Genomic DNA, 20,775 nt, shown 5'->3' on the forward strand with positions numbered 1-20,775 from the left:
GCTCACCCACACCCGCGCACCCACCCGGGGCACCCGAGCTCTTAGGCTGAAGACGCCCCCGGCAGAAGAGAGCAGGTGATCACCGCGGTGAGCCTCACCCCGGCCCAGCCGCCCGCAGGGACCCGGCCCTCCGCAGCCGGCCGGAGGCCCATGCGCGCGGACGCCCGCCGCAACCACGCCCGTCTGCTCACCGAGGCACGCCTCGCGTTCGCGGCCCATGGCACCGGCGCCTCGCTGGAGGACATCGCCCGCCGCGCGGACGTCGGCATCGGTACTCTCTACCGCCACTTCCCCAACCGCCAGGCCCTGCTGAGCGCGGTCTTCGAGGAGGCCGTGGGCGATCTGCTGGCCCGCGCCCGGACACACCTCGAAGCGCCCCAGCCCTGCGCCGCCCTGGTCGCGTGGCTGCGCGACGTCATCACCCGTGCGGGCGAATACCGTGGTCTGGCCCAGGCCCTGATGACGGTCTCGTACGCGGACTCCCGCGCCGCGGACGAGAACATCTCGGACCTGGCCCGGTGCTGCGCGCCGATCCGGGAGGCGGGCACCGCCCTGCTGCGGCGAGCGCAGGACGCCCACGCCGTACGGGACGACGTGGCGATCGGCGACCTGCTCCAGCTCACCCACGCGATCGCGCTGGCGGCCGAGGAGACCCCGGACGATCCGGGGCTGGCCGACCGCCTGCTGACCCTGACCCTGCGCGGCCTGCGCCCGTAGCCGCCGACACGCCTGAGAAGCGACCCGCCGACGTGGACGACCGGTCGGCGTACGGCCACACGGCACGCCCCGCCCGCAGGTCCGCCCACAGCGGCGCGGCTGCTGACGCGGCTACCGGCGCCGCAGGTCCGCGACCCGGGCCGCGCGCTCCCGCTCCCGCTCACCGACCGGCGGCTGGTCCCCCAGGACCGTGGCGGTGCGCAGTTGGGGCGCGGTGCCGTGGACCTGGTTGCGGCGGGGTCCCGGCAGCGGCACGTCACGCCGCGAGGGGCGCGCCGGAACGGGATCGCCTCCCGTGCCGCCGCCGGCCGCCGCCCCGGCCACGGAGATCTGCACGCCCTGGTCCGCCAGGGCCTGCAGTTCGGTGACCGCGCGGTCGTCGTGGCCGGGCGGGTCGTCGGTGACCAGCCTGGTGATCACATCGGTCGGCACCGTCTGGAACATCGTGTCGGTGCCGAGCTTGGTGTGATCGGCGAGGACGACGACCTCGGCGGCGGCCTGGACCAGTGCGCGGTCGACGGACGCCGACAGCATGTTGGACGTGGACAGGCCGCGCTCGGCGGTCAGTCCGCTCCCGGAGAGGAATGCCTTGGAGACGCGCAGCCCCTGGAGGGACTGCTCGGCGCCGGAGCCGACCAGGGCGTAGTTGGAACCGCGCAGGGTCCCGCCGGTCATCACGACCTCCACCCGGTTGGCATGGGCCAGCGCCTGTGCCACCAGCAGGGAGTTGGTGACGACGGTCAGCCCGGGGACCCGCGCGAGCCGGCGTGCCAGCTCCTGCGTGGTGGTCCCCGCCCCGACCACGATGGCCTCGCCCTCTTCGACGAAGCTCGCGGCGAGGTCGGCGATGGCCGTCTTCTCGGCGGTCGCGAGATGAGATTTCTGCGGAAAGCCGGACTCCCGCGTGAACCCGCCCGGCAGTACCGCACCGCCGTGCCGGCGGTCGAGGAGTCCTTCTGCCTCCAGAGCGCGCACGTCCCGCCGTACGGTCACTTCGGAGGTCTGGACGACGCGGGCGAGCTCACGGAGCGACACGGCTCCGTTGGCCCGCACCATTTCGAGGATCAATTGACGACGTTCTGCAGCGAACACGAAACTGACAGTAACGCCAACGACCATCTGCTTTCAGCAGTTTGCGCCGAATAGCAGAAGTTGTTCGCAGGGTGGTGCGAGAAGTGATATAGGGGCCATCCGGGACGGAACAGACCACACGGCCGGTCACGGGACCGGCCCCACGACCCGCCACGCAGCCCGTCACACAGCCCGTCACGCAGCCCGTCACTCAACCGCCGCACCACCGGTGCGACGGACCGTCAGACGCCCTCGCCCGCCTTGCGCGTGTGGAGCTGGCGCGCCACCTCGGCGATCGAACCCGACAGGGACGGGTACACGGTGAACGCGTTCGCGATCTGTTCGACGGTCAGGTTGTTGTCGACCGCGATCGAGATGGGGTGGATCAGCTCGGAGGCGCGCGGGGCGACCACGACACCGCCCACGACGATGCCGGTGCCCGGCCGGCAGAAGATCTTGACGAAGCCGTCCCGGATGCCCTGCATCTTGGCGCGCGGGTTGCGCAGCAGCGGCAGCTTCACCCCGACGGCCTCGATGGCCCCGCTGTCCAGGTCGGCCTGGGTGTAGCCGACGGTGGCGATCTCGGGGTCGGTGAAGACGTTGGACGAGACGGTCTTCAGGTTCAGCGGGGCCACCGCGTCGCCGAGGAAGTGGTACATGGCGATACGGCCCTGCATGGCGGCCACGGAGGCGAGCGCGAAGACGCCGGTCACGTCACCGGCGGCGTACACGCCCGGCGCACTCGTCCGGGAGACCTTGTCGGTCCAGATGTGCCCGGACTCCTTGACCTTGACGCCGGCCTCCTCCAGGCCCATGCCCGCGCTGTTGGGGATGGCGCCGACGGCCATCAGACAGTGCGAGCCGCTGATGACCCGGCCGTCCGCGAGCGTCACCTCGACCCGGTCGCCCACCCGCTTGGCGGACTGGGCCCGGGAGCGCGCCATGACGTTCATACCGCGCCGGCGGAACACGTCCTCCAGGACGGCGGCGGCGTCCGGGTCCTCGCCCGGCAGGACGCGGTCGCGGCTGGAGACGAGGGTGACGCGGGACCCGAGCGCCTGGTAGGCGCCGGCGAACTCGGCACCGGTCACACCGGACCCGACGACGATCAGCTCTTCGGGCAGTTCGTCCAGGTCGTAGACCTGCGTCCAGGTGAGGATGCGCTCGCCGTCGGGCTGGGCGTCGGGCACCTCACGCGGATGGGCGCCGGTGGCGATGAGCACCGCGTCGGCGGTGAGCGTCTCCTCCGACCCGTCGGCGGCGCGCACCACGACCTTGCGCGACCCGTCGAGATCCTGCTGCCCCTGGAGCCGCCCGCGCCCGCGCATCACCCGCGCGCCGGCGCGTGTCACGGAGGCCGTGATGTCGTGCGACTGCGCCAGCGCGAGCCGCTTCACACGCCGGTTGACCTTGCCGAGGTCGACCCCGACGACACGCGCGGGCGTGTCGATGTACGGGGTGTCGTCGGCGACGATGATGCCCAGCTCCTCGTAGGAGGAGTCGAAGGTGGTCATCACCTCGGCCGTCGCGATCAGGGTCTTCGACGGCACGCAGTCGGTCAGCACCGACGCCCCGCCCAGACCGTCGCAGTCAACGACGGTCACCTCCGCGCCGAGCTGCGCGGCCACCAGCGCCGCCTCATAGCCGCCGGGTCCGCCACCGATGATCACGATCCGAGTCACATGCCCCATTCTCCCGCACGAGCACGGGCACCAACGAGTCGGGGTGCGTGCCGCCCCGTAAGGGGTGCGGGGAACTGCGCGACCAGCCACAACGCACCCGCACCCGCGACACAACAGGCACCCCCACCTCAATAGGCGCCCGGCCCCCCAAGCGGAGCGCTCCCGTACCCTCTCCCCCATGTCGCTCTACGCCGCCTACGCCGGCAACCTGGACTCGCGCCTGATGTCCCGCCGGGCACCCCACTCCCCGCTGCGCGCCACCGGCTGGCTGAACGACTGGCGGCTGACCTTCGGCGGCGAGCACATGGGCTGGGAGGGCGCGCTGGCCACGGTCGTGGAGGCACCGCGCTCCCAGGTCTTCGTGGCGCTGTACGACATCGCCCCCATGGACGAGGACGCGATGGACCGCTGGGTCGGCGTCGGCCTGGACATATACCGCCGGATGCGGGTCCGCGTCCACACCCTGGACGGCGAGGAGCCGGCCTGGGTCTACGTCCTCAACGGCTACGAGGGCGGGCTACCCTCGGCCCGCTACCTCGGCGAGGTGGCGGACGCGGCCGAGTCGGCCGGCGCACCCCACGACTACGTGATGGAACTGCGCAAACGCCCCTGCTGAGGGCGCGGGGCGGGGCGTGCGGGGCCGCCGCGCGCCCGGCCGCGCCGTTGGAAACGACAAGGCAACGATCCCGATCCGGTGCGCCTCGTCATCTACGCGCGTAGGCCCAAACCGGATACCCTCGACGCGTGAACGCATCTCTTCTTCCGGACGACATCCAGGGCGACCCGTACGCCGCCGCCGACGCCGCTGCCGCGCGCCTGCGCGAGCTGACGGGCGCCGAGACCCACGACGTCGCGCTTGTGATGGGCTCCGGCTGGGCCCCGGCCGTGGACGCGCTGGGCGCCCCCGAGGCCGAGTTCCAGGTCACCGACCTGCCCGGCTTCCCGCCGCCGGCGGTGGAGGGCCACGGCGGCAAGGTCCGCTCGTACCGGATCGGTGGCAAGCGCGCGCTCGTCTTCCTGGGCCGCACGCACTACTACGAGGGCCGCGGTGTCGCCGCCGTCGCGCACGGCGTCCGTACCGCCGTCGCGGCCGGGGTGAAGACGGTCGTCCTCACCAACGGCTGCGGCGGTCTGCGCGAGGGCATGCGCCCCGGCCAGCCGGTGCTGATCAGCGACCACCTCAACCTGACGGCGACCTCGCCGATCGTCGGCGCGAACTTCGTCGACCTCACGGATCTGTACTCCCCGCGCCTGCGCGCCCTGTGCAAGGAGATCGACCCCTCGCTGGAGGAGGGCGTCTACGCGCAGTTCACGGGCCCGCACTACGAGACCCCGGCGGAGATCCGGATGGCCCGCGTGATCGGCGCGGACCTGGTCGGCATGTCCACGGTCCTGGAGGCCATCGCCGCGCGCGAGGCGGGCGCCGAGATCCTGGGCATCTCCCTGGTGACCAACCTGGCGGCCGGCATGACGGGCGAGCCCCTGAACCACGAGGAGGTCCTCCAGGCGGGCCGCGACTCGGCGACCCGCATGGGCGCGCTGCTGACCCAGGTCCTGAACCGGCTGTAGCGGCAGGGCTCCGCCGGGCGGGGTGTGTTGTCGGGTGCGGGTGAGTGGGGGCTGGTCGCGCAGTTCCCCGCGCCCCTGAAAAGCAAGGGCTGCGCCCCATGCTTTTCAGGCCCGCAGGACCGTGGTCCTTCAAGCCCGCAGGGCCGTGGTCTTTCAGGCCCGCAGGGGCCTGATGCTTTTAGGGGCGCGGGGAACTGCGCGAGAAGCCCCACGCACCCGCACCCGAACACGCACCCCCGCCCCCGCCCCCTCAACACATCTCGACGCATCCACAAACAAAGAACGAGAGGTTGACCCCCGTGCACGACGACCTGATCGCCCGCGCCAAGGCGTGGCTGGCCGAGGACCCCGACCCGGAGACCCGGGCCGAGCTCGGCGCGCTGATCGACGCGGCGGACACGGCGGAGCTGACCGCCCGTTTCTCCGGCACCCTCCAGTTCGGCACCGCCGGCCTCCGCGGCGAACTGGGCGCCGGCCCCATGCGCATGAACCGCTCGGTCGTCATCCGCGCCGCCGCGGGCCTCGCCGCGTACCTGAACCGGCAGGGCGCGGGCGGCGGCCTCGTCGTCATCGGCTACGACGCCCGCCACAAGTCCGCCGACTTCGCCCGCGACACCGCCGCGGTGATGACCGGCGCGGGCCTGCGCGCGGCCGTCCTCCCCCGCCCCCTGCCCACGCCCGTCCTGGCGTTCGCCATAAGGCACCTGGGCGCGGTCGCGGGCGTGGAGGTCACCGCCAGCCACAACCCGCCCCGCGACAACGGCTACAAGGTCTACCTCGGCGACGGTTCCCAGATCGTGCCCCCGGCCGACGCCGGGATCGCGGCCGAGATCGACGCCGTACGCTCCCTCGACGACGTCCCCCGCCCCGACGCGGGCTGGGACACCCTCGACGACGGTGTCCTGGACGCCTATCTGGCCCGTACGGACGCGGTCCTCTCGCCCGGTTCCCCGCGCACCGCCCGCACGGTCTACACGGCCATGCACGGCGTCGGCAAGGACACCCTGCTCGCGGCCTTCGCCCGGGCCGGCTTCCCGGAGCCCGTCCTCGTCGCCGAGCAGGCGGAGCCGGACCCTGACTTCCCGACGGTCGCGTTCCCCAATCCGGAGGAGCCCGGCGCGATGGACCTCGCGTTCGCGAAGGCCCGTGAGACGGACCCCGACCTGATCGTCGCGAACGACCCGGACGCCGACCGCTGCGCCGCGGCGGTGCGGGACGGTGCCGACTGGCGGATGCTGCGCGGCGACGAGGTGGGCGCGCTGCTCGCCGCCCACCTGGTCGCGCGCGGGGTGCGGGGCACGTTCGCCGAGTCGATCGTCTCCTCCTCGCTCCTCGGCCGGATCGCCGAGAAGGCGGGCCTCCCCTACGAGGAGACCCTCACCGGCTTCAAGTGGATCGCCCGCGTCGAGGGCCTGCGCTACGGCTACGAGGAGGCCCTCGGCTACTGCGTCGACCCCGAGGGCGTCCGGGACAAGGACGGCATCACCGCGGCCCTGCTCATCACGGAACTCGCCTCGCGGCTGAAGGAGGAGGGCCGCACCCTCCTCGACCTGCTGGACGACATCGCCGTCGAGCACGGTCTGCACGCCACCGACCAGCTCTCGGTCCGGGTCGAGGACCTGTCGGTCATCGCGCGCGCCATGGAGCGGCTCCGTGAGCGGCCCCCGACGGCCCTGGCGGGCCTGGCCGTCACCACGGCCGAGGACCTCACCCGGGGCACGGACCGGCTCCCGCCCACGGACGGCCTGCGCTACACCCTCGACGGCGCCCGTGTGATCGTCCGCCCGAGCGGCACCGAGCCCAAGCTCAAGTGCTACCTGGAGGTCGTGGTGCCGGTGGCCGACCACGCCGGCCTCCCGGCGGCCCGCGCGAAGGCGGCGGACCTGCTGGCCGGGATCAAGAGGGACCTGTCGGCGGCCGCGGGCATCTGACCGCTCCCCCCTACGGGACCAGCACCAGCACCGCCGCCCACGCCACGGCCAGCGCCAGGCCCAGCGGCCACAGCGGCGTCCCCCGGCGCCGGTACTCACCGTCGGGCCGCAGCGCGGGCTCCTGCCACATGGCGGTGATCTCGGCCGCGGTCCGCTCGTAGGGGTGGACCACGCGCAGTGCTCGCTCCAGCCGGCGCCAGCGTTCCGACCGGACGGACCAGGACGTGAACGACTCGTCGTGGCTGTCGACCGTCAGCACGGCCCCGGCGCACCGGACCGCCGCCAGGTCGTCCCACGCGATGTGCCGGGTCCGGCGCCAGCCGCTCAGCCACAGGCCCGTGCGGTCGGCCCTGATGCGCCAGACCAGCAGCTGCGGCAGCGTCAGGACGCCGACGAGGCCGACCGGACCGCCGACGACGTACCGTGCCGTTCCGTCCGGGTACAGCCCGACGGCGGCGATCACGACGGCCGTCAGGAGGGCGGTGGTCCAGTCGGCCCACCCCGCCCGCCAGCGCCGTACCGGCTGCGGCTCCTCGCGCAGCCGCTCCAGGCTCCGGGTGGCCGCCTCGGCGCGCAGTTCCTCGTGGACCGCGTGCCGCCGCTCCCCGGCCCGCTGCGCGGCGGCCCGGCGCCGTACGGCACGCTCGGTCAGCGGACGTACCGGGCCGCTGGAGGACTCGACGACCAGGTCCGCCGCCGAACCGCCCACTCCCCCGGCCACGTCCACGTCGTCCCGCTCGTCCGGCTTCCGCAGGTCCGGCTGCCCCTGCGACCCGTCCGGCCGCTCCGGCGCGGCGGGCCGCTCCGGCGCGCTGACGATCACGACCTCGGCGCCGTCGTGGGGCGGCCCGTACAGCACGGCCTCCCGCAGGACTCCGGGCTCCTCGTCGTCATCGTCGGCATCGTCGATCGCGTCGAGGAGTTCGTCCCGCGCCTCCCGCCCGACGCGCTCCTCGGACTCGTCGGACTCGTCCGACTCCTCGTCGCTGTCGTCGTACCACTCCTCGGTGGCGACGGTGAACAGCGGGCGCAGCGCCTGCACGTCGTCGGCGGCGAAGACCTCGGCGTCCCCGTCGGCGCCGTCGCGCACCAGCACCCGCAGCACCGGCACGGGGGCGCCCCGCAGCGCGGCGGCCCGGCGGCGCCCCAGCCGGCCGGAGAGCAGCGAGGTGAGCCCCCAGCCGACGACGAACCAGCCGACGAGCGTGACGGCGTCCCGGTCGGTGAGGACCTCCCGGCCGGAGGCGAGGGCGAGCAGCCCCGCCCCGAGGAGGGCCAGCACGAGCCCGAACCCCGTGAGGAACCGGCCGCGGCGCACCGGCCCCGCCCCGTCCGGCACGGTGGCGGACGCTCCCGCGGCGGCAGCCACGGCCCACTGCCGCTGCAGCCGCCCCTTGCTCAGCCGGATCTCGGCCGCGGCCCAGGTGAAGGTCAGGGCGATGAGGCCCAGCAGGGTCGGCACGTCGTGCGTCTCCCCCTCCCAGGCCAGCAGGAGCGTGAGCAGGGGCGCCGAGACCCGTACGACCTCGGGCCTGACCAGGGTCCACACCAGTTGCAGGGGTACCAGTACGGCGAGTGCGGCGGGCACCTCCGCGAAGTTCGCCAGCCAGAAGCCGACGACGAGGCCGCCCGGGACCACGGCGAGCAGGTGCAGGGGGCGGGTCCTGGCCGGCACCCACACGGGCGGCCGGGTCCGCGCCCATGCCTGCAGTTTGTCCCCGCTCCAGGCGACGCAGCCCTCGGGCACGGCGGTCGCGGGCAGCGCGCGCGGCGCTGCGGGCCCGGCCTGCGGCCGGGGCTCAAGGTTCGTGGTCATCGTCTCGTGGACACTCCGCCGCCGTCGTCGATACGCCGTTCGCCGCGCGCGATCCGACGCGATCCAAGCGGACAGGGCTGTGAAGGCGGGACGCACGGGCATGTTCCGGACCAACACACCCGGATCCGCCGGGTGTTGGCCGTCGCATGCTTCCCGGACGTCTGGTCCGGCGCGTTTCCAGCCACCATAGAACAGATGTCTGGGCCTGATCCGGCAAGCGCCCACCCCGGACCCCGGTCACACCCCACGAGCCCGTTCCACGACGAGCACACCGAGCCCCGCCCCGGGCCGGACGACACCGCCCTACGCCCGGGCCGCAACCACCGGCCCCGGCCCACAGTCGCCGTCACCGTCACCGTTGCCGTCAGCCACGGCCGGAAGGCCCGCCGCGCGGCCCCGTCACCCAACCGCGATCAGCACGAGCACCAACCCCTCAGGACGAGTGCACCGAGCCCCGCCTCCGAGGCCGACGACATCGCCGCCCACCCCGCAACCACCGACCCCGGCCCACAGTCGCCGTCACCGTCACGGTCACGGTTGCCGTCAGCCACGGCCGGAAGGCCCGCCGCCCAGTCCCGTCACCCGACCGCGATCAGCACCAGCAGCAGCACGGCACCCGCCACCGCGGGACCCGCGATCTCCCAGGCCCACCGCACGCTCGGCTCCCCCTGGGACCCGAGCGCCTTCGCGCGTGCCTCGCACAGCTCCCGCAGATCGGCCATGACCTGGTCGGTCTCCGCCCGCATCGGCCGCCCGGCCGGGGCGGTGCGCCCCGCGTCAGCGCCCGCGCCCCCACCCCTGGCCCCGCCCTTGGCGGCCCGGTGCGCCTCCCGGGCCTGGTGCCGGGCGGCCTTCTTGCGGCCGCGCAGCGAGACGGGGATCGCCCAGAGCTGGTACTTGGCGCCGCTCGTGTCGATCACCTCGTTGGTGTAGCCGGAGCGCAGGGACACGACACTCGCCCACGGCAGCTCGATCACCCGGAACGGGTTGCGCACCCGCAGCCGGTCGTCGTTGGCGAACACGGCGGGCCGCACCGAGAACGCGACCACCAAGGGGACGGCCACCAGCAGGGACGCCAGCGCCAGCCAGGGCGTACGCCCCTCCCCGGACAGCACCGCGTCCCCGCCGAGCCAGGCCATCAGCCCGAGCAGCAACACCCCGCCCGTCAGTCCGGCGGGCGAGCGGTAGACCCGGTCCCGGTACACGGGCTTGGCGGGCTTCGAGGCGGGCGCCGCCGCCGTCGCCGGAGCCTGCGCGGCCTTCGGGGTCTCCGAGGCCGTGCCGGTCTCCGCGCGCTCACGAGCCGCCGAGGTGCGTTCCGGCTCGGGCGACGATTGATCCGAGGTGCTCATACGTCCGATTCTGCCCGACGCTCCGGAACTGTTCGCAGCCCACCCGGCCCGCGCCGCGCGGGAGGGCGCGGGCGTGCGCGGGAGCACGGAGCAGCGCGCGACCGGGCGGCCGCCGTTCGCACCGGGCTTCGCCACCCGGCGCGGGCGGCGGTCGCCCGGGGTCCCGGGCGCCGGCAATCAATCCGGGGGCTGTACACCTGCTACGCGCGTAGATATGCTCGTCTGGTGACCATGTCCACAGCTGCACCCCACTCCCCCACTGCTGAACGCGTGGGAGGTGCCCCCATCGCCGACGTCACCGCGTCCGACAGCACGCTGCGCCGCTTCCTCCACGGGCTGCCCGGCGTCGACCCGGTCGGCCTGGAGGCGCGTGCCGCCTCCCTCGGCACCCGTTCCATCAAGACGACCGCCAAGGCGTACGCCATCGACCTGGCCATCTCCATGGTCGATCTGACGACCCTGGAAGGCGCGGACACCCCGGGCAAGGTCCGGTCCCTCGGCGCCAAGGCGGTCCTCCCCGACCCGGGCGACCGCACGACCCCCGCCACGGCCGCCGTCTGTGTCTATCCGGACATGGTGCCCACGGCCAAGGCCGCCGTCGCCGGCTCCACCGTCAAGGTCGCCTCCGTCGCCACCGCCTTCCCGGCCGGTCGCGCCGCCCTCGCCGTGAAGCTGGCCGACGTCCACGAGGCCGTCTCCGCCGGGGCCGACGAGATCGACATGGTCATCGACCGGGGCGCGTTCCTCGCCGGGAACTACCTCAAGGTCCACGACGAGATCACCGCCGTGAAGGAGGCCTGCGGCTCCTCGGCCCGGCTCAAGGTCATCTTCGAGACCGGCGAGCTCTCGACCTACGACAACATCCGCCGCGCCAGCTGGCTCGGCATGCTCGCGGGCGCGGACTTCATCAAGACCTCGACCGGCAAGGTCGCGGTGAACGCCACCCCCGCCAACACCCTCCTCATGCTGGAGGCCGTCCGCGACTTCCGCGCCCAGACCGGTGTCCAGGTCGGCGTGAAGCCCGCCGGCGGCATCCGCACCACCAAGGACGCGATCAAGTTCCTCGTCCTGGTCAACGAGACCGCGGGCGAGGACTGGCTGGACAACCACTGGTTCCGCTTCGGCGCGTCCTCGCTCCTCAACGACCTGCTGATGCAGCGCCAGAAGCTGGCCACCGGCCGCTACTCCGGCCCCGACTACGTGACGGTGGACTGATCCCCATGGCTTCCGCATTCGAGTACGCACCGGCCCCCGAGTCCCGGGCGGTCGTCGACATCGCCCCCTCCTACGGCCTGTTCATCGACGGCGAGTTCACCGAGGCCGCCGACGGCAAGGTCTTCAAGACGGTCAGCCCCTCCTCCGAGGAGGTCCTCTCCGAGATCGCCCGCGCGGGCGAGGCGGACGTGGACCGCGCCGTACAGGCCGCCCGCAGAGCCTTCGAGAAGTGGTCGGCCCTCCCCGGCGCGGAGCGCGCGAAGTACCTCTTCCGCATCGCCCGCATCGTCCAGGAGCGCAGCCGCGAACTGGCCGTCCTGGAGACCCTGGACAACGGCAAGCCCATCAAGGAGACGCGGGACGCCGACCTCCCCTTGGTCGCCGCGCACTTCTTCTACTACGCGGGCTGGGCCGACAAGCTCGACCACGCCGGTTACGGCGCGAACCCCCGCCCCCTCGGCGTGGCGGGCCAGGTCATCCCCTGGAACTTCCCGCTGCTGATGCTGGCCTGGAAGATCGCCCCGGCGCTGGCCACCGGCAACACGGTGGTCCTGAAGCCCGCCGAGACGACCCCCCTCTCGGCGCTGTTCTTCGCGGACATCTGCCGCCAGGCGGGCCTGCCCAAGGGTGTCGTCAACATCCTTCCCGGCTACGGCGACACGGGCGCGGCCCTCGTCGCGCACCCGGACGTGAACAAGGTCGCCTTCACCGGCTCCACGGCGGTCGGCAAACAGATCGCGCGGACGGTCGCGGGCACCCGCAAGAAGGTCACGCTCGAACTGGGCGGCAAGGGGGCGAACATCGTCTTCGACGACGCCCCGATCGACCAGGCCGTCGAGGGCATCGTGACCGGCATCTTCTTCAACCAGGGCCAGGTCTGCTGCGCGGGCAGCCGCCTGCTGGTCCAGGAGTCGATCCAGGACGAACTGCTGGACTCCCTCAAGCGCAGGCTCTCCACCCTCCGCCTCGGCGACCCCCTCGACAAGAACACGGACATCGGGGCGATCAACTCCGAGGAGCAGCTCACCCGGATCACCTCGCTCGTCGAGCGCGGCGAGGCCGAGGGCGCCGAGCGCTGGTCCCCGGCCTGCGAACTGCCCTCCGCGGGCTACTGGTTCGCCCCGACGCTGTTCACGAACGTCACCCAGGCGCACACCATCGCGCGGGACGAGATCTTCGGCCCGGTCCTGTCCGTGCTCACCTTCCGCACCCCGGACGAGGCCGTCGCCAAGGCCAACAACACCCAGTACGGCCTCTCGGCGGGCATCTGGACCGAGAAGGGCTCCCGGATCCTGGCCGTCGCGAACAAGCTGCGCGCGGGCGTCGTCTGGTCCAACACGTTCAACAAGTTCGACCCGACGTCGCCGTTCGGCGGCTACAAGGAGTCGGGCTTCGGCCGCGAGGGCGGCCGCCACGGCCTGGAGGCGTACCTCGATGTCTGACCGCCTGTCTGTTTTCAAGACCTACAAGCTGTACGTCGGCGGGAAGTTCCCGCGTTCCGAGAGCGGCCGGGTGTACGAGGTGACCGACGCAAAGGGCAAGTGGCTGGCGAACGCACCGCTCTCCTCCCGCAAGGACGCCCGTGACGCGGTGGTCGCCGCCCGCAAGGCGTTCGGCGGCTGGTCCGGCGCGACGGCGTACAACCGGGGCCAGATCCTCTACCGCGTCGCCGAGATGCTGGAGGGCCGCAAGGGCCAGTTCGTGCACGAGGTCGCCGAAGCCGAGGGCCTGTCGAAGTCGAAGGCCGCCGCCCAGGTGGAGGCGACGATCGACCGCTGGGTCTGGTACGCGGGCTGGACCGACAAGATCGCCCAGGTCGTCGGCGGCGGAAACCCGGTGGCGGGCCCGTACTTCAACCTCTCCTCCCCCGAGCCGACGGGCGTGGTGACGGTCCTGGCACCCCAGGAGTCGAGCTTCCTGGGCCTGGTCTCCGTCCTGGCCCCGGTGATCGCGACCGGCAACACGGCGGTCGTGATCGCGAGCGAGCGGTCCCCCCTCCCGGCGCTGTCGCTCGGCGAGGTGCTGGCCACCTCCGACGTCCCCGGCGGTGTCGTCAACGTCCTCTCCGGCCGTACGGCGGAGATCGCGGCGCCGCTGGCCGCCCATCAGGACGTCAACGCGATCGACCTGGCCGGCGCGGACGAGGTGCTGGCGAAGGAGCTGGAGATCGCGGCGGCCGACAACCTCAAGCGCATCCTGCGTCCACAGCCTGTGGACGACTGGTCGGCCACGCCCGGCCTGGAGCGTATGACGGCGTTCCTGGAGACCAAGACGGTCTGGCACCCGACGGGGTCGCTGGGCGCCTCGGGCTCCGCCTACTGATCCGGGACGCGGGGAACCGCGGGAGCCTCGGGACGGCGCGATCCGTCCGGTCCGGCCCCGCGGTTCCCCGCGCTCGTCACGGGCTGCTCAACGGGCGCTCAGCGCAGCCCGCCCACCACCTGCCCGAGCACCGGAATGCTCCCGATCGACGGCGCCTGCGCCACCGGCCCGGTCAGGGCGGTGGACGTCAGCGGCTGGAAGTCAGCCAACTGCGTGCCCACCCCGTTGTCGAGCGGGTCGACGCCCGTGCCCGCCAGCGGGTTGGGCTTGAGGCCCGCCACCGGGCCGGTGACGTAACCGACGGTCCCGGTGAGGGCCTGCAGGCCCGCCTGCGGGTCGACCTGGCCGAGCGAGGTGGGCCGGGTGCGCAGCACGTCGACGACCGGTGCGGCGCCGTCCGCCGCCGCGGCCGTACCGGCGCCCGCGCCGAGCGCGAGCCCCGCGGTGGTGACGGCCAGCAGCAGGCGCCGGGCGTCGGGGGTCTGGGGAGCCGAGAGTCGAGCCATCAGCGGTGCCACCTTGTCCTGTACGTTTCCGTTTCGGAAAGTAATCATAGAGACACGAACGGTAGTTGAGGTGTGATGTGCGCTCCAAGGGCGACCCGCCGACTCGGCGGGAGCCGCGCGATGCCTCACACTGGACTCTCGTGAGTTCGCATCCTCCGATACCGACCCGGGTCGTCCTGCTGACCGGTCCGTCCGGCTCAGGCAAGTCCCTCCTCGCCGCCCGCTCCGGCCTGCCCGTGCTGCGGCTGGACGACTTCTACAAGGAGGGTGACGACCCGACACTGCCGCAGGTGGCGGGCAGTACGGACATCGACTGGGATCACCCGCTGTCGTGGGACGCGGACGCCGCCGTCGCCGCGATCGAGGAACTGTGCCGCACGGGCCGTACGACCGTGCCGGCGTACGACATCTCGCTCAGCGCGCGGACCGGCGCGGAGGCGCTGAGCATCGGGCCGACGCCGGTGTTCATCGCCGAGGGCATCTTCGCCGCCGAGATCGTCGGGCGCTGCCGTGAACTGGGCCTGCTGGCGGACGCACTGTGCCTGTCCCGCGGCGCGGTGAAGACGTTCCGCCGCCGCTTCCTGCGCGATCTGCGCGAGGGCCGCAAGTCGGTGCCGTTCCTGTTGCGGCGGGGCTGGCGGCTGATGCGTCTGGAGCGCTCGATCGTGGCCCGGCAGACGGAGTTGGGCGCCCATCCCTGCGACCGGGACGAGGCCCTGGGGCGTCTGTCGGCGGCCGCCGCGGGCCGAGGCGCGGCAGCCACGGCCTGAGGCCCGGCCCCCGGTCGCCGGAACCGGGACGGCAGAACCGGGACGGCGGGCCCGAGCAGCGGGCAGCGGGCACACATGAAAACGGGACTGGACGGACCCCCCGGCCCTCCAGTCCCGCCTTCCCCCGTGTTCCCCCGTGCTTCCCCCGTTGCACCGTCGTGGTCCCCCCCCGGACCCCGCCGGTCACCCCCCGGCCGTCACGTCGGCGCTCCCCCCGCGCCTCCGTGACGTCCCTCGTCTCCCCCGTGCTCCCCCCGCTTTTCCCCCGTTACCTACTTCCCCCCGCCGACCTTCAGGCGACAAGCTCCCCGAAGGACTCCTCCTCGTCACGGCCGAAGCTGAGGACCTCGTCCTCGCGCAGCCGGCGGAGCGACCGCCAGATGCTCGACTTCACCGTGCCGACACTGATGTCGAGGATCTCCGCGATCTCCGGGTCGGTGCGGCCCTCGTAGTAGCGCAGGACCAGCATCGTCCGCTGGAGTTCGGGGAGCCGGGCGAGCGCCTGCCACAGGACGGCGCGCAGTTCGGTGCCGCGCATCGCGTCCGTGTCACCGGCGGTCTCCGGCAGTTCCTCGGTCGGGTACTCGTTCAGCTTGCGGCGGCGCCACGCGCTGATGTGCAGATTGGTCATGGTGCGGCGGAGGTATCCCCCGACCGCGGCCTTGTCACTGATCCGGTCCCAGGCCCGGTAGGTCGAGAACAGCGCGCTCTGCAGCAGGTCCTCGGCCTCGTAGCGGTCTCCGGTCAGGTGGTAGGCGGTTGCGTACAGGGAGGCACGACGCTCCTGGACGTAGGCGGTGAACTCCGCCTCCGACACAGACCGGCGCTCCCCCGTGCCCTCCCCGTACGCGGTCCCCGTTCCCCCGTGGGTGACCCCCGTGACCCCCGTGGTGCTTCCCCCCACGTGCGCGTCAACCACCGACATGAACGTGGTGTGCTGACGCCCGGTGCCGCGAGCGCACCCCCGCCCGCTCACGGCACCGGACTTCTCCGTGTTCCGGACGACGTCGTGGAGCCGCGTGACAACTGCGCTAGTGCTGGTGCTGTGCAGCGTGTTCATCTCGCGCCCCCCGTCGTGGACTTCCGGTTGTGATGCTGTGCCGTGGTGCTTCTTCGTACTCCCCGGCTCCGCCCCCCCGTGCTGCCGGGCGGTGTTTCCTTGCCTGTGCCGAAAAGATTGCCCGTCCACCTTCATCGCCGTGTCCGCCGACTGTCACAGAGCTGTCACAGGGGCGGGGCCCAGTCAGGGGACAGGACGATCACAGAAAAGAGTCGTACGGCTACGCGAACGGCACGATCGTGTGCGGGTGTCGGGTGGGAGCGCTCCAACGGTCGATTCGGCGCCATGCCATGGGCCAGAATGAGCCCGTGCCTTCCCTGTTGCTGATCGAGGACGACGACGCCATCCGCACGGCCCTGGAGCTCTCACTGACGCGCCAGGGGCACCGTGTCGCCACCGCCGCCACCGGCGAGGATGGCCTCAAGCTGCTGCGCGAACAGCGGCCTGATCTGATCGTTTTGGACGTGATGCTGCCTGGGATCGACGGCTTCGAGGTGTGCCGGCGCATCCGGCGCACCGACCAGCTGCCAATCATCCTGCTCACGGCGCGCAGCGACGACATCGACGTCGTGGTGGGCCTGGAGTCGGGCGCGGACGACTACGTGGTCAAGCCCGTGCAGGGGCGGGTGCTGGACGCCCGTATCCGCGCGGTGCTGCGGCGCGGCGAGCGCGAGGCCAACGACGCGGCGACCTTCGGCTCCCTCGTGATCGACCGCGCGGCGATGACCGTGACGAAGAACGGCGAGGACCTCCAGCTGACACCCACCGAGCTGCGGCTGCTGCTGGAGCTGAGCCGCCGCCCCGGACAGGCGCTGTCCCGGCAGCAGTTGCTGCGTCTCGTGTGGGAGCACGACTACCTGGGCGACTCGCGTCTGGTGGACGCGTGTGTGCAGCGGCTGCGCGCCAAGGTCGAGGACGTGCCGTCCTCGCCGACGCTGATCCGTACCGTGCGCGGCGTGGGCTACCGGTTGGACACTCCTCAGTGACGAAGGCTTCGGGGGGGATCCGCGGCTGGGCCGCGGCTCGCAGGAAGATGCAGTCCCGGATCCGGTTCACCAGTCTGCGTCTGCGCCTGGTGGTCGTCTTCGGTCTGGTGGCGCTCACGGCCGCCGTGTCGGCGTCCGGCATCGCGTACTGGCTCAACCGCGAGGCCGTGCAGACGCGCGCGCAGGACGCGGCGCTCAACGACTTCGAGCGGGAGATGCAGAGCCATGTGAGCACGCTGCGCCCGAATCCGACGCAGGACCAACTGCGCCTCGCGGCCCGGAGGATGGCGGACGGCGGCGAGCGTTCCAGCGTGCTGCTGGTCGCCGAGGACGCCGACGGCCGGACGGTGACCGGGGCCTCGACCGACAACGCGCTCACCGGTTTCTCGCTGGAGGACGTGCCGGCGTCCCTGCGCAAGGCCGTCGACAAGCGGCAGAAGATCACCTCCGGCAACAAGCACGCGTACCACGTGTACTGGCAGCGGGTCATCGACGGCGACACCCCGTATCTGGTGGGCGGCGCGAAGATGATCGGCGGCGGGCCGACGGGGTACATGCGCAAGTCGCTCGCGGAGGAGGCGAAGGACCTCAACTCGCTGGCCTGGTCGCTCGGGATCGCCACGGGTCTGTCGCTGATCGGTTCGGCGCTGCTCGCGCAGGCCGCCGCGACGACCGTGCTGAAGCCGGTGCAGCGCCTCGGTGTCGCCGCCCGGCGGCTCGGCGAGGGCAAGCTCGACACCCGGCTGCGGGTCTCCGGCACGGACGAACTGGCCGACCTCTCCCGCACGTTCAACCTCGCGGCGGAGTCGCTGGAGAAGAAGGTCGACGACATGAGCGCCCGCGAGGAGGCGTCCCGGCGCTTCGTCGCCGACATGTCCCACGAACTCCGCACACCGCTGACGGCGATCACCGCCGTCACGGAGGTGCTGGAGGAGGAGCTGGACGCCGACACGGGCAGCCTGGACCCCATGATCGAACCGGCGGTACGGCTCGTCGTCAGCGAGACCCAGCGTCTCAACACCCTGGTGGAGAACCTGATGGAGGTCACCCGCTTCGACGCGGGCACGGCCCGTCTCGTCCTCGACGACGTCGACATCGCCGACCAGATCACCGCCTGCATCGACGCCCGCGCCTGGCTGGACGCGGTGGACCTCGACGCCGAGCGCGGCATCATCATCAAGCTCGACCCGCGCCGCCTGGACGTGATCCTGGCGAACCTGATCGGCAACGCGCTCAAGCACGGCGGCTCGCCGGTGCGCGTCCGGGTCCGCGAGGGCGACGCGGACGACGCGGACCTGCTGATCGAGGTACGGGACCACGGCCCGGGCATCCCCGAGGACGTCCTCCCGCACGTCTTCGACCGCTTCTACAAGGCGAGCGCCTCCCGCCCCCGCTCCGAGGGCAGCGGCCTCGGCCTGTCCATCGCCCTGGAGAACGCCCACATCCACGGCGGCGACATCACCGCCGCGAACTCCCCCGAGGGCGGCGCGGTCTTCACCCTGCGCCTGCCCCGCGACGCGGCCTCGCTGCTCGCGGACGAGCGGGACGGCGGCCGGGCCGACGGCGGCCCGCAGGGCCCCGAGGGGGCCGGTCAGTGACGATACGAACGACCCGGCGACGGGAGTACGGGGGAACGCGGGGCGTGCGAGTGCCAGAGGTACGGGGAGGGGCCGCACGCGCGCGCGGCGTACGGGTCCTGGCCGCCACCGGAGCGCTGGCCGGGCTGCTGGCCGGCTGCGGCATCCGGGCCACCCAGGTGCCGACGGACTTCGGCCCGGCGCCCTCGATGGTGCCGTGCGAGCTGTCGGCGACGGACGTCACCACCCAGACGACGCCCTCCGGTCTGCCGGTGGAGGTGTTCCTCCTGTGCTCCGGGGCGCTCGTGCGGGTCAATCGCTCGGTGGAGGTCGCCGGGGGCACGGAGGAGGCCCGGCGGCGCGCCGTCGTCGCCCAGGGCCTGCTGGACGCCCTGTCCGCCGACCCGAGCGCCATAGAGGACGAGGCCGGCTACGGCACCGCCGTCCCGCCCGGTCTCACGGTGTCGGGGCCCGCGCCGGGCGACCCCGAGGACGCCCTGCGGCTGTCCACCGCGCCCGACGCCCTCCCCCGGTTCGCCCTCGCCCAGATCGTCTGCACCTTCGCGGACTCGGCGGCCGCCGGCGACAACGGTTCGGTGGTCCTCGGCAGCACGAGCGCCGAGACGCTGCGCCGCTACGAATGCGCTCCGGAGACCCAGTCGGCCCCGGGAGAGGGCAATCCGCCGTCGACGGAGGTCGGGGGTTCCTGAGCCCCTCGCGAAAGATCCTGCAACCGATCGTGCCGGGGGCCGCGTCTTGGGGGGCGTGCAGCCTCAAGGTACGAACGGCGGTAGCGCCGGGATCCGTGTCCGTGCGGCGGGGGGTGTTCTCCTCGCCGTGCATCTCGCGGTCGTTGCCTGGATCACGCTGCGTCCGCTGGACGTCACCTGGATGAGTCCCGCGAATCTGCGGCCGTTCGCCGGGATCAGAGCCGATCTGGCCCTGGGGTGGCCGGAGGCGGCCCACCGGATCGGTGAAGGGCTGGCCCTCCTCGCTCCCCTGGGCGTCCTGCTGCCGCTGGCGCACGGCAGGCTGGCCGGGTCGCCGCTGGCGTCGCTGGCCCGGTCGGTGGCGGCCGGGGCGCTGTTGTCGCTGGCCATCGAGCTGCTGCAGACCGGGGTGCCGGGGCAGGTCGTCGACATCGACTCGATCCTGCTGAACTCGGTCGGCGTCGGCCTCGCCCATCTCGCGGTGGTTCCGGTGCTCAGGTCGGCGCTGCGGCGCAGGGCACGGACCCGGCTGGGCGAGACGCGGCCGCGCCCCGAGGAGATGCCTCAGGGTCGGACCCCGACGATTCCCAGGGTCGGGATGGCTCCGTAGAGGGACGCTTCGTCCGCTTCGTCACCGTAGCGTCGAAGGTGTGGAGAAGAGAGCGGTGGCCGGTGGAGGCCCCGCCCCACCGCCGGCCCGTGGGCCGGTGTCCTACACCGACGAAGGAGCCCTCATGAGCCGCCTTGCCCGCCCCACCGAAGGCCGCATGATCGGCGGAGTCTGTGCCGCGCTGGCACGGCGCTACGGCACGTCCGCGACCACGATGCGCGTGATCTTCCTGCTGTCGTGCCTGCTTCCGGGCCCGCAGTTCCTTCTCTACATAGCGCTGTGGGTACTCTTCCCCGCGGAGGGCAAGGCGCGCGCGGCCTGGTGACGCGTACGACCGTGAGCCGCCGGGCCGGTGTCGCGGGCGCCGACGGGGCGCACCCCGCAGGGATGCGCCCCGTGCCGGTGCCGTGGTGCGGCTCAGGCGCCGCCGAGGGGCAGTCCGTTGACGCCGAGGCCCTTGGTGGGGAGGGCCTGGCCGACGGGGAGGCCGCCGAGCAGTCCGGCGACGGGGGCGGTGGGACCCTCGGCCAGGACGTTGGCGGCGGCGGGCTGGGCCGCCTCCAGGCCGGCGCCGAGCGCGCTCTGGCCCTGGGCGAGGGCACCGGCGGCGGTCGGCAGCGCCTTCGTGACGTTCTCCACGGGCAGCGCCTGGGTGACGGTACCGAGGGCCTGGGAGGCCTCGGGGGCGACCGGCGCGCTCGGGGCGGCGTTCGCGGCACCCGCGCCCGCAGCGGCGATGGCGGCACCGACGACGGCGACACCGAGGGTCTTGGCAGCAGACTGCTTCATGTTGAATGCGTCCTTGGAATGCGTTTGACGGGTGGTGAGCGGTGCCGAAACGTAAACACCAAAGTCCCGCCGGAGGCAAACATCGGAAAGCG

At 72.8% G+C, this 20,775-nt stretch carries 20 protein-coding genes; 13 read left to right on the forward strand and 7 right to left on the reverse strand.

The window, feature by feature from the left end; all coding sequences use genetic code 11:
- The first annotated feature begins 150 nt into the window (after window positions 1–150).
- Window positions 151–717: a TetR/AcrR family transcriptional regulator gene (locus PYR72_RS18730; RefSeq protein WP_275456402.1), complete on the forward strand. Its 567-nt coding sequence runs from the start codon at window positions 151–153 to the stop codon at window positions 715–717.
- A gap of 111 nt (window positions 718–828) precedes the next feature.
- Here PYR72_RS18730 and PYR72_RS18735 read toward each other — a convergent pair whose 3' ends face one another.
- Both PYR72_RS18735 and PYR72_RS18740 read right to left on the reverse strand, forming a co-directional pair.
- Window positions 829–1,836 (reverse strand): DeoR/GlpR family DNA-binding transcription regulator, encoded by a 1,008-nt coding sequence (locus tag PYR72_RS18735; protein ID WP_275456403.1) that lies wholly within the window; start codon window positions 1,834–1,836, stop codon window positions 829–831.
- A 194-nt stretch (window positions 1,837–2,030) separates the two neighbouring features.
- Complete coding sequence (locus PYR72_RS18740) at window positions 2,031–3,479, reverse strand: NAD(P)H-quinone dehydrogenase (RefSeq protein ID WP_275456404.1); 1,449 nt, start codon at window positions 3,477–3,479, stop codon at window positions 2,031–2,033.
- Window positions 3,480–3,648: 169 nt separating this feature from the next.
- Between PYR72_RS18740 and PYR72_RS18745 the strand changes: the two genes are divergently transcribed.
- The 3 genes from PYR72_RS18745 (at window position 3,649) to PYR72_RS18755 (ending at window position 6,970) form a co-directional block, all read left to right on the forward strand.
- A complete protein-coding gene (locus PYR72_RS18745) occupies window positions 3,649–4,086 on the forward strand; it encodes a gamma-glutamylcyclotransferase (RefSeq protein WP_045562870.1) in 438 nt (145 codons plus the stop codon).
- A 128-nt stretch (window positions 4,087–4,214) separates the two neighbouring features.
- Complete coding sequence (locus PYR72_RS18750; protein ID WP_275456405.1) at window positions 4,215–5,039, forward strand: purine-nucleoside phosphorylase; 825 nt, start codon at window positions 4,215–4,217, stop codon at window positions 5,037–5,039.
- Window positions 5,040–5,338: 299 nt separating this feature from the next.
- A complete protein-coding gene (locus PYR72_RS18755; protein ID WP_275456406.1) occupies window positions 5,339–6,970 on the forward strand; it encodes a phospho-sugar mutase in 1,632 nt (543 codons plus the stop codon).
- 10 nt (window positions 6,971–6,980) lie between these two features.
- On the opposite strand, the gene PYR72_RS18760 is transcribed toward PYR72_RS18755, so the two are convergent.
- Both PYR72_RS18760 and PYR72_RS18765 read right to left on the reverse strand, forming a co-directional pair.
- Window positions 6,981–8,786: a hypothetical protein gene (locus PYR72_RS18760; protein WP_275456407.1), complete on the reverse strand. Its 1,806-nt coding sequence runs from the start codon at window positions 8,784–8,786 to the stop codon at window positions 6,981–6,983.
- A gap of 578 nt (window positions 8,787–9,364) precedes the next feature.
- A complete protein-coding gene (locus tag PYR72_RS18765; RefSeq protein WP_275456408.1) occupies window positions 9,365–10,138 on the reverse strand; it encodes a PH domain-containing protein in 774 nt (257 codons plus the stop codon).
- Between the two features lie 231 nt (window positions 10,139–10,369).
- Between PYR72_RS18765 and deoC the strand changes: the two genes are divergently transcribed.
- From deoC to PYR72_RS18780, 3 genes are read left to right on the forward strand one after another with little or no spacing between them, the layout of a single operon-like run.
- Window positions 10,370–11,353 (forward strand): deoxyribose-phosphate aldolase, encoded by a 984-nt coding sequence (gene deoC, locus PYR72_RS18770; protein WP_275460449.1) that lies wholly within the window; start codon window positions 10,370–10,372, stop codon window positions 11,351–11,353.
- 5 nt (window positions 11,354–11,358) lie between these two features.
- The gene (locus PYR72_RS18775) at window positions 11,359–12,795 is read left to right on the forward strand and encodes an aldehyde dehydrogenase family protein (RefSeq protein ID WP_275456409.1); all 1,437 of its coding nucleotides are present in this window, start codon (window positions 11,359–11,361) and stop codon (window positions 12,793–12,795) included.
- Window positions 12,788–13,675 (forward strand): aldehyde dehydrogenase family protein, encoded by an 888-nt coding sequence (locus tag PYR72_RS18780; protein ID WP_275456410.1) that lies wholly within the window; start codon window positions 12,788–12,790, stop codon window positions 13,673–13,675. The genes PYR72_RS18775 and PYR72_RS18780 overlap by 8 nt, the downstream gene beginning before the upstream one ends.
- Before the next feature lie 98 nt (window positions 13,676–13,773).
- On the opposite strand, the gene PYR72_RS18785 is transcribed toward PYR72_RS18780, so the two are convergent.
- Window positions 13,774–14,181, reverse strand: coding sequence for a hypothetical protein (locus tag PYR72_RS18785; protein WP_037723140.1), 408 nt, complete (start codon window positions 14,179–14,181; stop codon window positions 13,774–13,776).
- A 140-nt stretch (window positions 14,182–14,321) separates the two neighbouring features.
- Here PYR72_RS18785 and PYR72_RS18790 point away from each other — a divergent pair, with 140 nt between their 5' ends.
- On the forward strand, window positions 14,322–14,951 hold the full coding sequence (locus PYR72_RS18790; protein WP_275456411.1) for a uridine kinase: 630 nt from the start codon (window positions 14,322–14,324) through the stop codon (window positions 14,949–14,951).
- A gap of 292 nt (window positions 14,952–15,243) precedes the next feature.
- On the opposite strand, the gene PYR72_RS18795 is transcribed toward PYR72_RS18790, so the two are convergent.
- The gene (locus PYR72_RS18795) at window positions 15,244–16,011 is read right to left on the reverse strand and encodes a SigE family RNA polymerase sigma factor (RefSeq protein WP_275456412.1); all 768 of its coding nucleotides are present in this window, start codon (window positions 16,009–16,011) and stop codon (window positions 15,244–15,246) included.
- Between the two features lie 308 nt (window positions 16,012–16,319).
- Here PYR72_RS18795 and afsQ1 point away from each other — a divergent pair, with 308 nt between their 5' ends.
- The 5 genes from afsQ1 (at window position 16,320) to PYR72_RS18820 (ending at window position 20,219) form a co-directional block, all read left to right on the forward strand.
- A complete protein-coding gene (gene afsQ1 / locus PYR72_RS18800) occupies window positions 16,320–16,997 on the forward strand; it encodes a two-component system response regulator AfsQ1 (protein WP_013001223.1) in 678 nt (225 codons plus the stop codon).
- 47 nt (window positions 16,998–17,044) lie between these two features.
- Window positions 17,045–18,595: a HAMP domain-containing sensor histidine kinase gene (locus PYR72_RS18805; protein WP_275456413.1), complete on the forward strand. Its 1,551-nt coding sequence runs from the start codon at window positions 17,045–17,047 to the stop codon at window positions 18,593–18,595.
- Window positions 18,596–18,645: 50 nt separating this feature from the next.
- Window positions 18,646–19,284, forward strand: coding sequence for a hypothetical protein (locus tag PYR72_RS18810; protein ID WP_275460450.1), 639 nt, complete (start codon window positions 18,646–18,648; stop codon window positions 19,282–19,284).
- 127 nt (window positions 19,285–19,411) lie between these two features.
- Window positions 19,412–19,894, forward strand: coding sequence for a VanZ family protein (locus PYR72_RS18815; protein ID WP_275456414.1), 483 nt, complete (start codon window positions 19,412–19,414; stop codon window positions 19,892–19,894).
- A gap of 124 nt (window positions 19,895–20,018) precedes the next feature.
- Window positions 20,019–20,219, forward strand: a complete 201-nt coding sequence (locus PYR72_RS18820) for a PspC domain-containing protein (protein ID WP_275456415.1) — start codon at window positions 20,019–20,021, stop codon at window positions 20,217–20,219.
- Between the two features lie 92 nt (window positions 20,220–20,311).
- On the opposite strand, the gene PYR72_RS18825 is transcribed toward PYR72_RS18820, so the two are convergent.
- Complete coding sequence (locus tag PYR72_RS18825; RefSeq protein ID WP_059078920.1) at window positions 20,312–20,683, reverse strand: hypothetical protein; 372 nt, start codon at window positions 20,681–20,683, stop codon at window positions 20,312–20,314.
- Window positions 20,684–20,775: the final 92 nt, after the last annotated feature.

This window comes from Streptomyces sp. VNUA24 (genome assembly GCF_029167005.1).
Classification (GTDB): Bacteria; Actinomycetota; Actinomycetes; order Streptomycetales; family Streptomycetaceae; genus Streptomyces; species Streptomyces scabiei.